14 protein-coding genes are annotated in these 15,847 nt (G+C 54.8%); 8 read left to right on the top strand and 6 right to left on the bottom strand.

What is annotated here, in order from left to right; genetic code table 11:
- Positions 1–155: 155 nt before the first annotated feature.
- Positions 156–1,898, bottom strand: coding sequence for a gamma-glutamyltransferase (ggt, locus tag ABNT34_RS09070; RefSeq protein WP_348730827.1), 1,743 nt, complete (start codon positions 1,896–1,898; stop codon positions 156–158).
- A gap of 105 nt (positions 1,899–2,003) precedes the next feature.
- Here ggt and ABNT34_RS09065 point away from each other — a divergent pair, with 105 nt between their 5' ends.
- On the top strand, positions 2,004–2,828 hold the full coding sequence (locus ABNT34_RS09065; RefSeq protein WP_348730825.1) for an AraC family transcriptional regulator: 825 nt from the start codon (positions 2,004–2,006) through the stop codon (positions 2,826–2,828).
- Between the two features lie 45 nt (positions 2,829–2,873).
- Positions 2,874–3,419: a DUF4256 domain-containing protein gene (locus ABNT34_RS09060; RefSeq protein WP_348730823.1), complete on the top strand. Its 546-nt coding sequence runs from the start codon at positions 2,874–2,876 to the stop codon at positions 3,417–3,419.
- Here the strand turns inward: ABNT34_RS09060 and ABNT34_RS09055 are convergent.
- Genes ABNT34_RS09055 through ABNT34_RS09040 form a run of 4 tightly spaced genes read right to left on the bottom strand, consistent with a single transcriptional unit; the run spans position 3,416 to position 6,117 of the window.
- Positions 3,416–3,634 carry a hypothetical protein gene (locus tag ABNT34_RS09055; protein WP_348730821.1) on the bottom strand — a complete coding sequence of 73 codons (219 nt, stop codon included), beginning with the start codon at positions 3,632–3,634 and terminating at the stop codon, positions 3,416–3,418. The two genes, ABNT34_RS09060 and ABNT34_RS09055, sit on opposite strands and share 4 nt — an antisense overlap.
- Complete coding sequence (locus ABNT34_RS09050; RefSeq protein WP_348730819.1) at positions 3,634–4,194, bottom strand: RNA polymerase sigma factor; 561 nt, start codon at positions 4,192–4,194, stop codon at positions 3,634–3,636. Before ABNT34_RS09050 ends, ABNT34_RS09055 begins: the two co-directional genes overlap by 1 nt.
- Positions 4,195–4,203: 9 nt before the next feature.
- Positions 4,204–4,596 (bottom strand): DUF6249 domain-containing protein, encoded by a 393-nt coding sequence (locus ABNT34_RS09045; protein WP_348730817.1) that lies wholly within the window; start codon positions 4,594–4,596, stop codon positions 4,204–4,206.
- A 9-nt stretch (positions 4,597–4,605) separates the two neighbouring features.
- The gene (locus ABNT34_RS09040) at positions 4,606–6,117 is read right to left on the bottom strand and encodes a serine hydrolase (protein ID WP_348730815.1); all 1,512 of its coding nucleotides are present in this window, start codon (positions 6,115–6,117) and stop codon (positions 4,606–4,608) included.
- Between the two features lie 188 nt (positions 6,118–6,305).
- Between ABNT34_RS09040 and ABNT34_RS09035 the strand changes: the two genes are divergently transcribed.
- Positions 6,306–7,133: a MipA/OmpV family protein gene (locus tag ABNT34_RS09035; RefSeq protein WP_348730813.1), complete on the top strand. Its 828-nt coding sequence runs from the start codon at positions 6,306–6,308 to the stop codon at positions 7,131–7,133.
- Between the two features lie 23 nt (positions 7,134–7,156).
- On the opposite strand, the gene ABNT34_RS09030 is transcribed toward ABNT34_RS09035, so the two are convergent.
- The gene (locus ABNT34_RS09030; RefSeq protein ID WP_348730811.1) at positions 7,157–8,182 is read right to left on the bottom strand and encodes a LacI family DNA-binding transcriptional regulator; all 1,026 of its coding nucleotides are present in this window, start codon (positions 8,180–8,182) and stop codon (positions 7,157–7,159) included.
- Between the two features lie 210 nt (positions 8,183–8,392).
- Here ABNT34_RS09030 and ABNT34_RS09025 point away from each other — a divergent pair, with 210 nt between their 5' ends.
- The 5 genes from ABNT34_RS09025 to ABNT34_RS09005 all read left to right on the top strand — a co-directional run bounded on the left by ABNT34_RS09025 (position 8,393) and on the right by ABNT34_RS09005 (position 15,846).
- Positions 8,393–9,016 (top strand): gluconokinase, GntK/IdnK-type, encoded by a 624-nt coding sequence (locus ABNT34_RS09025; RefSeq protein WP_348730809.1) that lies wholly within the window; start codon positions 8,393–8,395, stop codon positions 9,014–9,016.
- Positions 9,017–9,044: 28 nt separating this feature from the next.
- On the top strand, positions 9,045–10,490 hold the full coding sequence (locus ABNT34_RS09020) for an MFS transporter (protein WP_348730807.1): 1,446 nt from the start codon (positions 9,045–9,047) through the stop codon (positions 10,488–10,490).
- The gene (locus ABNT34_RS09015; RefSeq protein ID WP_348730805.1) at positions 10,490–12,886 is read left to right on the top strand and encodes an NdvB protein; all 2,397 of its coding nucleotides are present in this window, start codon (positions 10,490–10,492) and stop codon (positions 12,884–12,886) included. Before ABNT34_RS09020 ends, ABNT34_RS09015 begins: the two co-directional genes overlap by 1 nt.
- Positions 12,887–12,913: 27 nt before the next feature.
- Complete coding sequence (locus ABNT34_RS09010; protein WP_348730803.1) at positions 12,914–13,984, top strand: Gfo/Idh/MocA family oxidoreductase; 1,071 nt, start codon at positions 12,914–12,916, stop codon at positions 13,982–13,984.
- Positions 13,985–14,289: 305 nt separating this feature from the next.
- Entirely contained in the window at positions 14,290–15,846 is a 1,557-nt protein-coding gene (locus ABNT34_RS09005; RefSeq protein WP_348730801.1) for a cytochrome ubiquinol oxidase subunit I, read from the top strand.
- Position 15,847: the final 1 nt, after the last annotated feature.

The following is a 15,847-nucleotide window of genomic DNA, read 5'->3' as shown; positions in this document are numbered from 1 at the left end:
GGACCCGGCGCTATCCGCCGGGTCTTTGACCCTGGTGTGACCTTTGTATTGCCCGTTTTTTTGCATTGTCCTGCAACTCGTGTGTTTACACCTGCCAGCCCGCTGGCAGTTTTTTTATCGGGCAAGCTCAGCGTTCGCCGCCTGAGGTACTTTTTTCAGTACGCTGCTGCAACGCCGTCGCGCCTGGAATCAGAGCCGGCGACATAACCTTTCTCTGCTTTCATCACGCCCTGACCACCGCCAAAGATCAATCCAGGACTATTGCCATGAAAAAAGCCCTGCGCTGTGGCCATCAGCGGGTTTTGCGGTGCATGGCCCATGCTATATAAGCGTTCGACGGTACTTTGCGGGATCGCCTGTTCAAAACTCACTTTGTTGTCTTCCCAATGCCGGAACCTTGGCGCGTCGATAGCTTCCTGAATATCCATATCAAACAACAGCATATTCAGCAGCACCTGGACATGCGCCTGCGGTTGCTGCGGCCCGCCGACAATGCCATAGCTTAACCAGGGTTGCTGTTTGCCCTGAGCGTCGGTTTTGGTGACGAAGCCAGGGATAATGGTATGAAAAGGCCGCTTGCCCGGTGCGACGGTATTGGCTCTGCCCGCTTGCGCTGATAAGCCGACGCCGCGGTTTTGCAGTGCAAAACCAGTGCCCGGCACCACAATGCCTGAACCAAAAGGGCCGGCCAGGCTATTAATAAAAGACACCATATTGCCGTCTTTATCTGCAGCAGTTAAATAAGTGGTATCACTGGTGGTCAGCGACGGTTCCGGTGCTGCTCTTGGCAGCGCTTTGTTGGCATCAAGATATGCCCGGCGCTGTGTTATCACTTCGTCTGACAGTAACTGCTCAGGCTTAATCTGCATAAAAGCCGGGTCACCAACAAAATGTTCCAAATCGGCGTAGGCCAGTTTTTTCGCTTCAATCAAGTGGTGCAAATAGTCGGCGGAGTTGTGCTGCATCGCGGCCAAATCATAAGGCTCTAAGATCTTCAGCATTTCTAAGGCTGCAATGCCCTGACCATTCGGCGGTAATTCCCATAAGCGGTAACCCTGAAAGGATACCGACATCGGCTCGACCCATTCAGCACTGTAATTGGCAAAATCCGCTGCAGTGAGAAAACCGCCCAGCGCCTGGACACCGGCGGCAATTTTGTCGCCCAGCTGGCCGCCGTACAGTGCTTGTGGTCCCTGCGCTGCAATCAGTTTCAGCGAGTTGGCATAATCTGGGTTGGTAAACCATTCGCCGGCTGCGGGCGTCCGTTTACCATCAATGAGGAAAGTGGCGCGGGCGCCCGGGTCCCAGTTGATTTGTCCTTCAAACAAAGCCCATTCACTGGCGGTGGCTTTGGATACCGGGAAACCCTGTTCGGCCAGTGCGATGGCCGGCGCCAGCGCTTCCGCCAGGGTGATAGTGCCATGGGCTTCCAGCAGTTTGGCCCAGCCGGATAAAGCACCGGGAAGTGTGATGGACAGCGGGCCTTCACCGGGAATACGTCCACGCTTGGCAATGGCGTCAAAGGTCATTAACGCGCCGGCATGGCCACTGCCGTTGATGCCGACCAGCCGCTGCTCTTTTTCCAGCCAGACCATGGCAAACATGTCGCCACCAATGCCGGTCATATAAGGCTCGACCACACTCAATACCGCAGCGGCCGTCACAGCCGCATCTATCGCATTACCGCCGCGTTGCAGCACAGCTAAACCAGCCTGACTGGCCAGCGGCTGACTGGTGCTGACCACGCCGTTGGGGGCATAGACTGCCTTTTCGCGAAACTGTTCGGTCGGCGTACCTAAACCGGCGCGAAAGGAAAACCCGGCAACTATGGCCGCAATGGCGACCACAGCTGCAATTGCCAGCGTCCAGAGCAAAAACCGTTTGAGTCCATAAAGCATATTCAATTTCCAATTTGTTTACATTCAGCGATATAGTAAAGCCATCACTCTGCATGTTATTGCACGATATTGCGCTGCAAAGCCATATGAAGGAGTATCAGCCCGATGAGAAAAACCCAGGGATGGGTAAAACGCGCCGCCGGGGAGACTGAGCGATTCGAAGCTTGTTTCAGTGGTTTGGCGTATGCGCCGCATCGTCATGATACTTATACCCTGGCCTTAACCACAGCCGGCGTGCAAAGTTTTCATTATCGTGGGCAGCTGCGACATTCATTGCCCGGTGAGGTGGTGATCCTGCACCCGGACGAACTGCATGATGGCCAGGCCGGCACTGAAAGTCCGTTTGCCTACCGCGCTATCACTATCAATCCGGTCGAGGTGCAACAAGTGTTGCAAGGTGCCAGTTTGCCTTTTTTACCCAGCGGCGTGACCAAAGATCCGCTGTTTGTCCGTATCGCCGGCGCCTTGTTAGCGGAGTTTGACCGGCCACTGGAGACCTTAGAGCAGCAGGAGCTGATTTATTCCTTTGCCTGCTGTTTGGCGCAAAACACCAGTAACAGCAGCCGGCACACCACCGCCAACTACCATGCAATGTGCCGGGTGCGGGAATATATTGACGATATCATTGCCATCGATTCCTGCATGCCTGCTGAGATCACACTGGATGAGCTGGCGCTGATTGCCCAATATAGTAAGTGGCAAGTCACCCGCGATTTCAGGGCATTGTACGGCACTACACCTTACCGCTACGTGATCCTGAAACGGCTGCAGAAGGCCAAAGCCCTGATAGAACGCGGTTTGCCGCTGGTTCAGGTGGCCTACAGCTGTGGTTTTACCGATCAGAGCCATTTGCACCGGCATTTTAAACAGTGTTTTGGCACTACGCCCAAAATGTGGGCGAGCTTGCATCAGCACTCATCAGGGTGCTGAGATGTATTGTCAGCACCTAAGGCAATTTAGCAAAGGAGAGTATTGATGGATCCGAATCAGTGCGCAGCCCAGCTGCAAATCCTGCAACAACGTTTTGCACAGCAGCCAGACCGACATCCGGGCCTGAGCTGGCAGCAGGTACTTGTTCGCCTGCAAGCCGCGCCGGCCAAACTCGAAGTGTTGGTCGCGATGGAGGCCAGCGGCGGTGAGCCGGATTTGCTGGCGCTGGACGTGAACAGCGGCGAATTGTGGTTTTGTGATTTTTCGGCCGAAAGCCCAAGCGGCCGGCGTAGTTTATGTTTTGACCGCAAGGCACTGGATGGCCGCAAAGCCAATAAACCGGCCGGTTGTATCGATGAAATGGCTGCGCAGATTGGCATTGAGCTGTTAAACGAACAGCAATACCGCTTATTGCAAAGCATCAAGGCGGTGGATCAAAAAACCTCGAGCTGGATTGCTACACCAGCTGCTATTCGCAAGCTAGGCGGGGCGCTGTTTGGTGACAGGCGTTATGACCAGGTGTTTGTCTACCACAACGGCGCCGATTCTTATTACGCCGCGCGTGGGTTTCGTGGTTTAGTGCGGGTTTAATCCGCCAGGATCAGCACCAGCGCCACGGCGAAGCCGCCGATAGCCAGTTGCCCGGCGCTCAGCAGTGGCAGCGCGATGGCCGGCAGTGCCAGCCACAGAATGTTGCCGGCCAACAGCAACGTCATCGCCAACAGCGCTGCACTGCTCAGGACCAGCAGGCGGCGGTGTTGCCAGAGCCAGAGCCGTAGTCGGTGTTGCCATTTTAGTTTCAGCATCAGCGGTTTATCCTGTCGAGCGCTTCACGCGCCTGTTTCATATAGGTTTTGACACTGCCAAGCGGCAGCTGTAATTTTTCAGCAATTTCGCTTTGTGAATAACCATAAAATTCAGCACAAACAAACACTTGCTGCTGTACATCACTGAGATGTGCCAATAACGCTGCCGCATCACGCTGCGCAGCGCTTTGGTCGTTATGGCTCTGTGCTTCCGGTTCGCTGTGAAACCAGCGTTGTTTCAACCGGGCGAAAATGCCTTGGGCGCGTTTGGCCTGTAATAACTCATTGATGGCAATGCGTAACAGCCAGGTGGAAAACTCGGCCTGCTGCTGATACTGACCGATATGCAGGAAAGCTTTGACGTAAGTTTCCTGCATTAAATCATCGACTTCAAATTTGCTGTCGCTGGATTTATACAACAAAAACGCCCGCAGTTTGCGCTCATACCGGCCAAACAATTCGCTAAAAGCCGCGCTGTCGCCGGCCACCTGCACAATTGCGACCAGCTGGTCGACTGATGCCTGTTGCAGCGCTTGCCTGTTTGCTGGTATTTGCGACACAGTGCCCGCTTAACCGGGCCGCCGGCGGTCAAGCCAGGCCAGCAATAAAAACGCCAGGCCGAGCAGGCCTGGTAACATGGCAATGCCATTTAGCGCGTCATTTAAATCCAGATTGCCACGTTTCGGGAAATCGGCCAGATAGGAAAAAGCCAGAATAGCCAGCGCCAGCACCAGCAAAAAAATACCTTTGCGTAAGTCGCGGTTGGCAGAAAAAAACTGGCGGGCGACTTCGCGGATAGTCTCCGGTGACAGCGGCGCCTGCTGGTGCAGCGACCGTTCAACCATCTGCAAAAACAGCTGCTTTTTCTTGTACTTGTACAGCAATAACAACCCCAACAGCGCGATCAGCGCGCTGAAGGAGATGAAAGGTACGAGGATCTCTGCCCACTCTTGTCCGGTCATGAGTTGTGCTTATTTTCGTTGCCACAGTTCAGCGCCAAGGTACAACTGTGGCAGCAGTTGTTCAAGCACCGGCATGCTGTTGTCATCATTCATAAAAATCACATAACCATTGCCGCTTTGCGGAAACAGCATGGCGGCGGTGGACACGCCCGGATCTTTACCGGTATGCAATAACATTGACTCGCCGCCGGAGAAGCCTGTGAAGATTTCCCAGCCAAGGCCAACGCCATTATTGGCTTTCAGCGGCACCTGAATACTCTGCATTTGCTGGTAAAGAGCTGGCATCTCTTGTTGCTGCGCCAGCACAAACAGCAGGAACTTGCTGTAGTCTTCGACTGTGGTCAGCAGGTTGGCCGCGGCATTGGCGGTGGCATATTTTTCCAGTGGCAGCAGCTGGCCTTTGGCGTCGTGGTTACGGGCATAACGCTGCTCGTCGACTGCCGGCGTCCAGTAAAAATGCGTATCCGTCATACCGGCCGGTGTGAACACATACTGCTTAGCCAGCTGTTCCAGTGGCTGGCCAAATTTCGCTTCCAGTGCTTTGCGCAGATATTCAAAGCCTTCGCCGGAATACTGGTGCCTGGTGCCGGGTTGAAACTGAAACTGCAGTTTTTTAGTTGGCTTCAGGTAACGCCAGTTGGCAAAACCGGTCTGATGCGTCAGCACTAATCGCGGCGTTAATAACAGATGACGCGGGTCGGCTTTAATATCCGGGTCGACCCAATAACGCGCCAGCGGTTCATCGAGGTTCAGTTTACCGGCGGCGACCAGTCGCAACGTCAGCAGGCTGACAATCGGCTTGGTCAGTGACGCCACTTTAAACAGCGTATTGGCCGGGGCTGGAACGCCTGGTTGCAATTCACCATAGACCCGCACCGACTGCAATTTGCCCTGGTTGATTAAACCCAGACCCAATGCCGGTACCTGATGTTGTTTCAGTAAGCCTTCGATAAAGGATGCAGCTGGCTCTGCGATTTTGTTGTTAGTACTGGTCGCCACAGTTTCAGGCGCGCTGACAACCGGGTCCTGATGGTCGTAACTAAGCACATCGCTGAGCTGCCAGTCGTCGCCTTGTTTCAGCCAGACTGAAGTAAAGCGGGCCGTGCCGGTCAACCGGTCAGCTTTGCCGGGCTCGCGCAGATAAAACTCATGTTCGCCATGCTGGATAGCACCGTACAACACATTGTCGTTATAGAGCGGAAAAGTGCGCAAACTGCCGGCGGTCAGTTTACGGATAGGTTTATGCGCCGGGTCGCTGCAGAGGTTTTGCCGGACGCTTTGCATAAAGAGTTGTTTGTCCTGAAAACCGCCACGGTCATGGTAAAACTTCAGCTTTGCGCTGACATTGGCATCGAGATATGCCAAATCACATTGGTTAAAACCGCGCTCGAAAAACTCAGTATCTTTTTGGCTGAGTGCCTGATGCAGCGCCGCCGGCGTCAGGTTTGCCGCCGTCGCGGCGGGCAACAGCGCCGCAAACAGCAGTGTGGTGGCGAGAGTTTTGACAGAAAATTTCAGCATTTGTGGTTCCTCTGAAGTTAGGTGAAGTTAGGTGCTGAAACTTAGATGTACGCCGGATTGGCTTTGGATTTAACTCAGGTAGATATTTTTGTTGGCGAGTTACCGGAACTATGATCTGCCGACAGAGTGTTCAAGTACAACCCAGCAGTCTGCTGACAAAAACTCCACTATCCAAAGGAAAAATTGATATGAAAAACTTCACCGCTTTCCTCTGGGCTTTACTGGTGCTGCCCGTTTTTAGTCAAACTGCATTCGCCGGCGACAGCAAAACCGCTTTGGTGCCTTTACCTTCAGTTGACGATTTCTCCAGAGGCCAAAATGGCTGGAGTTTAGGCCTCGGTCTAGGGGTTGAATATGAAACTGCCTATGAAGGTTCCGACGAATTTGGTCTCGAGGTCGAACCGGCCGGAGGTCTGCAATGGCGAAATGGTAATGATGTGTATTTTTTTGCCGGTGAAGCGCTCGGCTGGCGTGGCGTCCGGGCAGACAGCTGGTTGTTCGAGGCTCTGGTTGGCTTTGATGAAGGCCGAAAAGAAAGCGATTCAGATGAAGGTCATTTGGCCGGACTTGGTGAGCAGGACGAAGGCGTTGAACTGGTGCTGCAGGCGCGTCGCGCCTTAGATGTCGATTGGCGCTATTGGCTGGTGGGACGAATCGTCAGTGGTAGTGACGGCAATCTCGGCTTGTTTGGGGTAGGCCGTCGCTTCGGTGACCAACAGGACGGTACTGGTGCTGAGCTGAATCTGGTGGTGGTTGTGCACGATAGTGAATATGCCAACAAAGGTTTTGGCATCAACCCAGCTCAGGCTATTGCTTCAGGCCTCAATGAAACCCAACTAAGCAGTGGTTTACGCTCCGTCGGCGTTAATTACAATTTCCGTTATGAACTGCAGTACAACTGGCAGCTTTATGGCGAAGCACTGTTTGAGTACTTTAGCAGTGAGGTGCGGGACAGCCCCATCGCCCGCAGTAACTATGAGGCCGAGGTCGGCGTCGGTGTAATTTATATATTCTAAAACCTGCTGCGCACAATCTGCGCTCAGGTCGAGCCGCGCACCATAATGCTGTACCCCACATCAATAGGCGGAAATGCCGTCTGGTTGCCGCTGGCTTTTTGCATCAGCAGTTCCACGGCCTGTTTACCCATCGCAAAACGCGGCGCGGCGACGCTGGTGATGCCGGGTTCGACCAGTGCTGAGGCTTCGAGGTCGTTAAAGCCGGCGATGGCAAGGTCGGCTGGCACCCGCAGATTCATCTTGCGTGCTTCAAATAAAGCGCCGAGCGCCAGGTCGTCGTTACAGCAGAATACGGCGTCACACTGGCCCTGCGATTCGGCCATTACCGCCTGCAGCAGCTGGCCACCGAGTTTAATCGACGACGACTGGCCGGTGGTGACCACAAACTGTTGGCACAAGGCCTGAGACTCGCGGGCTTGTGCCAGGTTCCAGTCTTCAATCGCACGCTTAAAGCCGGCCAGACGTTGTTGGGTGCGCGGGTCCATCCGGGCGCCGAGAAAGCCAATCCGGCGATATCCGCGCGCCAGCAAATGTTGGGTCATCGCCATGCCGGCATCCAGATGGGAAAAACCGATATTGATATCAATGGGTTGGTCTGTCAGTTCCATCAGCTGCACCACCGGAATACCGGCGTTTTGCAGCAGTTTGCGGGCGTAATCGGTTTGATCGGTGCCGGTCAGGATCACCCCTTCTGGTGCCTGGCTTAATAAAGTGGCGATCAGCTTTTCTTCTTCCAGCGGCGAATAATGGCAATCACCCAAAATGACCTGCAACTGGTGCGGTTTCACCGCGCTGTAAATGCCCTGCAGCACTTCGTTAAACACAATGTTCGACAAGGACGGAATGATCACCGCCAACACTCCGGAGCGGTTGGATGCCAGCGCACTGGCGGCGTGGTTGCGGATATAGCCCAGTTCGTGAATGGCCTGTTCAATTTTTTGTCGCAGCTTGTCTGACACTTTCTCTGGTGTGGTCAGCACCCGCGACACAGTGATAGCGCTGACACCGGCTAGTTCAGCCACATCTTTTAAATTGGGTTTACGATTCATCGGCACAAGTCCTGCGAGTTTTGCTGCGAATAGTGCTGCGGGCAGCTGCGACACCATTCAATAATCGGCTTACCATAGCGGAAAAGCAGTCTTGCGGTCAAAATGGTTGCGCTAACATTTTGTCTGAATTAAGCTGTGTCTGCATTGTTGTAAGCGATTTCATCATTCCCGGCGCTTAGCACCGGAGATCAGCAAAAGAAGGACAGGCAGATGCCGCGTGATACCGCAGCTGACGACCCATCAGCATCAAGCACCCCTGCACAGATCACCAGTTCAGCGGCCCCGGACGGTGCGGGACAACAGCCGCAGACGTTAGTTCTGATGGGGGTGGCCGGCAGCGGCAAATCCACACTGGCCCGGCATTGTGCGGACGCGCTGGGCTGGACTTATCTGGAAGGCGACGATTTTCATTCCGCCACCGCCAAACAAATGATGGCATCTGGCCAGCCGCTGACTGCGGAACTGCGCCAGCACTGGGTCGGTTTGTTATGTCAGGCGCTGCAGCAACAACAGGCCAACGGGCTGTCGACTGTGTTGAGTTACTCCGGTCTTATTCAGCAGCAACGGGCGCAGATCCGTGCCGCGGCCGCTGCACCATTATTTGTTTATTTGCATGGGCCGGCCGACGTGCTGGCGGCGCGGTTACGCGCCCGCACCGCGCATTTTATGCCGGAATCTATGCTGCATAGTCAGCTCGCGACGATGCAGGTGCCGGTATTAGAGCCGGATGTGTTGTGGCTGGACCTGCGGCTGCCGTTGCCGGAACAACTTAAGCGCATATTTCAGGCGTTGCAGCTCACCGCTGATAGCGCTAACACAAAATCGGCGATTTGACCGTGCCGGATGATACAGGCTTAGCACAATGACAAACACAACCATCAGCAGCACCAGCGCAGGTGAAGGACAACAGACCACAGGTGCGCTGCAGCAGCGGCTGGGTCTTGGCGAAAAAGTCGGGTATGGCGTCGGCGACATCGGCTTTAACTTCTATTGGGCCAATATCTCGGCCTTTTTACTGATTTTTTATACCGATGTGTTTGGCATCTCTGCCGCCGCGGCTGGCACTATGATGCTGATCACCAAAATTATTGATGCCTTTACCGACCCGATGATGGGCGCTATTGCCGACCGCACCCGCACGCGTTTTGGTAAATTCCGGCCTTATCTGCTGTGGCTGGCGTTACCGCTGGCGGGCGCCGGTGTGCTGACTTACACCACACCTGACCTCGACGCCGACGGCAAATTATATTGGGCTTATGGCACCTATAGCCTGCTGATGCTGATTTATACCGGCATTAATATTCCGTATTCGGCGTTGTCTGGCGTCATCACTGCCAACAGTCAGGACCGCACTACATTGGTCAGCTTCCGTTTTATCGGCGGTTTTACCGGCGGCATTTTAGTCACTTATCTGACACCTAAACTGGTGCCACTGCTGGGGCAGGGCGACGAAGTGCTGGGCTGGCAGCTGACGATGGGGCTGTTTGGTCTGGCGGCGGCGCTACTGTTTCTCTGCACTTTTGCCAGCACGCGCGAACGTATTCAGCCGGTTTGCACTGTGCCGGCACCGGTGTGGCAGGACATCCGCGATTTGGCCGGCAACAAACCCTGGCTGGTGCTGTTTTGCCTGGCGCTGGTCATCATGATCACCATCACGATGCGCGCCAGCAGCGCTGTGTATTACTTCAAATATTATCTGCAGCAGCCACAGCTGGTCGGCGAGTTTTTGTCGAGTTATATGCTGGCACTGGCGCTTGGCGCCGCATCGACCCCGCTGATGACGCGTTTTCTGCCGAAGAAAACTCTGATGATGTTGTTGATGAGCCTGGCTGGCCTGATGTCGCTGACGCTGTATTTTGTGCCGCCGGATAACATCACACTGGTGTTTGCGCTCAATCTGGCGATAGGTTTTGTGCTGGGGCCCAAATCACCATTGGCATTTTCGATGTATGCCGACAGCGCCGATTACAACGAATGGCGCACCGGCCGGCGCGCCACCGCCATGACATTTTCGGCGGCGACTTTTTCGCAAAAACTCGGTGGTGCGCTGGCCTCTGCCACCATCGGCTGGGTGCTGGCACTGCTGGGTTATGTCGCCAACGCGGAACAAAACGCCGGTTCGCAACAAGGTATTTTGTGGCTGATGTCGGTGATCCCCGGTGTCGTCGCGCTGCTGGCAGCAGCGGTGATGTGGTGTTATCCGTTGTCTGAAGCCCAGGTCCATGCCTTGCAACAAGAGCTGGCCGCGCGGCGTGTTGCTGCTGATCAAGAAGTTTCCAGTACCGATATTTCCGGGAGTAAAACCTGATGCCTTTGATGAATCCGGACGCTACAGGGCAGCGTTATCAATTATTCAGTGCCACCGACATGCCGCAGGCCGCCGCATTTTTATGGAATCAGGCCATGATGATCCAGCTGAACTGCCGCGGTTATGCCACTGCGCAGTTTATGCAGCCGGAACCGGCCAAATACGCCCATGCGCCAAATCTGGAAGCCAAAACTTTTATGCAGCCGGAGCAGCCGTATTACGCCCATCATCCGGGCCGCTTTGTTTATATCAAAGATCAGGACAGCGGCGAATTGTGGTCGGTGCCGTATGAACCGGTGCGTCGTGCCCCGGCAAAGTTTGTATTTTCCGCTGGCAGTGCCGACATCTGCTGGCAGCTCGAGCTCACTGATGATTTACGGCTGGAATGGCGGCTGAGTCTGGCGCCGGATGCGCCGCTGGAGCTGTGGCAGCTGCGGGTGCGAAATTTAGGCACTGCCACGCGCCGGCTCAGTCTGTACCCGTATTTTCCGGTTGGCTATATGTCCTGGATGAATCAGGGCGGCCGTTATGAAGCGGATTTACAAGCTGTGGTGTGCAGCAGCGTGACGCCGTACCAGAAATATCCGGATTATTTCAAACAAAAAAACTTTAAAGATCAGACCTTTTTGCTGGCAGAACGCGCGCCGCTGGCGTGGGAAGCCAATCAACAGCAGTTTGAAGGTGAAGGCGGCCTCGCTGCACCTGCTGGTATCAGCGCCGAAAGGCTGGCAAACGGCAACGCCGATTATGAAACACCGGCTTGTGCACTGCAGTACGATGTGGTGCTGGCTGCCGGCGCCAACGAGTTATTCCGCTTTGTCTTTGGCCCGGCCAAAGATCTGGCTGAAATTGCCGCCATTCGTGAACGCTTTTTTGGTCCGTCACAGAGCGATGGTTTTGCGGCGGCTCTTGCAGCAAGTCAGGCGCATATGGACGCTATCACACCCGCCATTCAAATCCACACGCCGGACGCGGGCCTGGATAATTTTGTTAATCAGTGGCTGCCGCGTCAGGTGTATTACCATGGCGAGGTGAACCGGCTCACGACAGATCCGCAGACGCGCAACTATCTGCAGGACAATATGGGCATGGCTTATCTGGCACCGCAGACGGCGCGGCAGGCACTGCTCACGGCGCTGTCGCAGCAGCATCAAAGCGGCGAAATGCCGGATGGGATTTTGTTGCATCCGGACGCGCAGCTGAAATATATCAATCAGGTGCCGCATACCGACCAATGTGTCTGGCTGCCGTTATTCGTGCGCGCTTATCTGGATGAAACCAACGATTGGTCTGTGTTGGACGAACAAGTCGGCTACAAAGAAGCCAGCGCCGGCACTACCACAGTGCGCGAGCATCTGCACCGTGCTATGGCCTGGCTCTGGCAGAAAAAAGACGACCGTGGTTTGAGTTATATCGAGCAGGGCGACTGGTGCGACCCGATGAATATGGTCGGCTACAAAGGCCGTGGGGTGTCGGGCTGGCTCAGTCTCGCCGCCGCTTATGCGCTGAATACCTGGGCGGAACTTATGGAATCCCATGGCGAAAAAGTGCTGGCAGACGACTACCGGGCCAAAGCTGCTGCTTTTAATCAGGCGGTGAATCAGTATCTGTGGGATGGCCAGTGGTATGGCCGCGGTATCACCGACGATGGTGTGGTGTTTGGTATCAGCAAAGACCATGAAGGCCGGATTTATCTTAATCCACAAAGCTGGGCGCTGTTAAGCGGCGCGGCCAGCGCAGCGCAGCAGCAAGCGTTGTTGCAGGCGGTGGATGCTCAGCTGCAAACGCCGTATGGCGTGCAAATGCTGGCACCGGCTTATACCGCGATGCGCGACGATGTTGGCCGGGTTACGCAAAAATTCCCCGGTTCGGCTGAAAATGGCTCTGTGTATAACCATGCGGCAGCCTTTTATCTGTATGCCTTGTATCAGATTGCTGATTCGGATCAGAGCATCGCCGACCGCGCTTTTCACACGCTGCGCCAGATGCTGCCGTCAGATGATGAGGCCGATCAGCGCCAGCGTGGTCAGTTGCCGGTGTTTCTGCCGAATTATTATCGCGGCGCTTATCACCAGTATCCACGCACCGCCGGCCGCTCCAGCCAGCTGTTTAATACCGGCACTGTGCATTGGGTGTACCGTTGCCTGATTGAACATTTGTTTGGCCTGAAAGGCGAAGGCGCGGGGCTTCGCATCGCACCGCAACTGCCATCGCACTGGCCGGAGGCGTCGGTACGCCGGCAGTTCCGTGGCGCGACTGTTGAACTTAATTTGACGCGGCAGGCCGGTATGCAAAGTGCTGCGCTTTATCTGGGTGATCAGTTGCTGGCAGATCATCTGCTGCCGGACATTGTGCCGGGCCACACCTACCGGCTGCGTATGTTGTTGCCATTGTGAGCGTTTAACAACCCAAAGGAGTCCGCAATGCTGGTAACGTCATCTGTTCCCGCCCGTGCGCCAGCGAAAGTACGGATTGGCCTGTTAGGTGCGGCGCGGATCAGCACGCGCGCCATACTGGAGCCGGCATTATTGCTGGCCGGGCGCGTTGAAGTGGTGGCGGTGGCGGCATCCTCGCAGGCTAAAGCCGACGCCTTTGCTTGCGCACATGGCATTGCCAGAAGTTATGGCAGTTATCAGGCGTTGCTCGACGACCCGGACATTGATCTGGTGTACAACGCCTTACCTGCGTCTTTGCACGCGACCTGGAGCATCGCCGCCGCGCGTGCCGGCAAACATGTGCTGTGCGAAAAACCTTTTGCGATGAACGCATGGCAGGCGAAAGCCATGCTGGAGGCCGCCCGCGCGCAGCAAGTGTTGTTGCTGGAAGGCTATCACTACCGTTTTCATCCGTTGTTTTTGCAAGTCGAGGCACTGGTGCACAGTGGAGTTCTCGGCGACATTCACACGGCGCGTAGCCATTTTTCAGTGCGGATCCCGGCATTTGCTGGTTCGCTACGTCATGAACTGGCGCTTGGCGGCGGCGCTTTGATGGATTTAGGCTGTTATCCGCTGCACTGGTTACGCACTTTGTTTGGCGATAACTTTCAAATTCAGCAAGCCGGCGCGATTTGTTCCAGACCACAGGTGGACAGCAGTTTCAGTGCAGAACTGTTATTTATGCCGGCAACAGCGCCGGTGCTGACCGCTTATCTGGGCTGTTCGATGGCGGAACATCTGGGCACGCAGCATCTGGCTTATCTGCAACTGGAAGGCTCGCTGGGGAGCCTGACCATTGATAATCTGGTCGCACCGCAGCAGGGCTATCAGTTCCAGCTGACAGCGGCCACGGCTGACAGCCCACTGCAGGCTGAGTCGCGGCAAATGCCGCCACAGACCGACGGGCACACGACGTACTTCTACCAGCTGCAACATCTGCTGGATTGCCTGCAGCATGGCACCACGCCGCTAACCGGTGGTGCGGACGCGCTGACGCAAATGCAGGGCATTGATGCTTTGTATCAGGCCGCCGGGCTGACGCCAAGGCCGGGCAACTAAGCAGTTTTTGGCACAGGGTGACAGCCGCCCATTTGCAAAAAAATCATTCCACTTCAATACTTCAGCAGAATTTATGACCTCAGGCACAGCGCTTTTTGCGACGGAGTTGCGAGGTCTTCTTCGCCAGTTTGATGCTAATCAAAGTTTAGTTCCAACGACGAGCAGACAATAAGCTGCCGCTTGAGGTATCTCTTTGGCGGTAGTTTTATTTGATGTCGATCAAACACCTGGTTGTCAGTTACGGCGCTTTCAGTGACGGCACTGTATATTAGTAATTAATTAAGTAAACACACAGGAGACGGTGGATGGATATCGTCGAACTCTCGCGCTTGCAGTTTGCCTTTACGGCAATGTACCACTTCCTATTTGTGCCACTGACGCTCGGTATGACATTTTTACTGGCGATCATGGAATCGGTTTATGTGATGACCGGCAAAGAAATTTACCGCGATATGACCAAATTCTGGGGCAAGTTGTTTGCGATCAACTTTGCGCTCGGGGTCACCACTGGTATCGCGATGGAATTCCAGTTCGGTACCAACTGGTCCTATTATTCGCATTATGTCGGCGACATTTTTGGCGCGCCGCTGGCGATTGAAGGCCTGATGGCGTTTTTCCTTGAATCGACGCTGGTCGGTTTGTTTTTCTTCGGCTGGGACCGCTTAACTAAAGTGCAGCATTTAGCCGTGACCTGGCTGGTGGCCTTGGGTTCCAACCTGTCGGCGCTGTGGATTTTGATTGCCAACGGCTGGATGCAAAACCCGGTCGGTGCTGAATTTAACTATGTGACGATGCGGATGGAAATGACCAGCTTCAGCGAAGTGATCTTTAACCCGGTGGCGCAGGTCAAGTTTGTCCATACGGTCTCAGCCGGTTATGTCACAGGCGCGATGTTTGTCTTAGCGATTTCCGCCTGGTATATGCTCAAAGGCCGCGATTTAGCCTTTGCCCGCCGCAGTTTTGCCATTGCTTCGGCCTTTGGTTTAGCGGCGTCGGTGTCGGTAATTGTGCTCGGTGATGAATCCGGTTATGAGCTCGGTGACGTGCAAAAAGTCAAACTGGCAGCGGTGGAAGCAGAATGGGACACCCATCCGGCGCCGGCGTCTTTTACTGTGATTGGCGTGCCAAACAGTGAAACACAAACTACCGATTACGCGGTGAAAATTCCTTATGCGCTCGGCCTCATCGCGACCCGTTCGCTGGATGAACCGGTCAGTGGCCTGAAGGACTTAAAGGAGCAACACCGCGCCCGTATCATCAACGGCATAGAAGCCTACCGTTTATTGCATCTGCTGCGCGCCGGCGACACTTCGGCTGAAACCAAAGCTGCGTTTGACAGCGTGAAAAAAGACCTGGGTTATGGCCTGTTAGTCACGGCTTATGCAGAAGACCCCAGCAAAGCCACGCCAGAACAAATCCAGGCGGCCGTGGATGGCAGTATCCCGAAAGTCGCGCCGATGTTCTGGAGTTTCCGCATCATGGTGGCGGCTGGTTTTGCCCTGTTGGTGATTTTTGCGCTGAGTTTTTACTACAGCGCGAAACGGCTGGAAAAGAAACCAACCTGGTTGTTACGCGCCGCGGTACTTGGTCTGCCATTACCTTGGATCGCTTGTGAAGCCGGCTGGTTTGTTGCTGAATATGGCCGTCAGCCCTGGGCGGTCGGTGAAGTGTTACCGACTCATATGGCGGCTTCGGGTTTAACCCCGGCGGAGATCTGGACCAGTCTGATCCTGATTTCAGTGCTCTATACCATTTTCCTGATTATCGAAGTCTGGCTGATGCAGCATTTTGCCCGCAAAGGCCCGTCCAGCCTGCATACCGGCAAATACGATTTCGAAACCGGCAAAGCGACTGAGGTGTAAC

Origin of the sequence: Rheinheimera texasensis (assembly GCF_964031785.1) — a bacterium.
GTDB classification, from domain to species: domain Bacteria; phylum Pseudomonadota; class Gammaproteobacteria; order Enterobacterales; family Alteromonadaceae; genus Pararheinheimera; species Pararheinheimera texasensis_A.
Note: the sequence above shows the minus strand (reverse complement) of the source record. Positions and strands in the feature narration are given on the sequence as shown.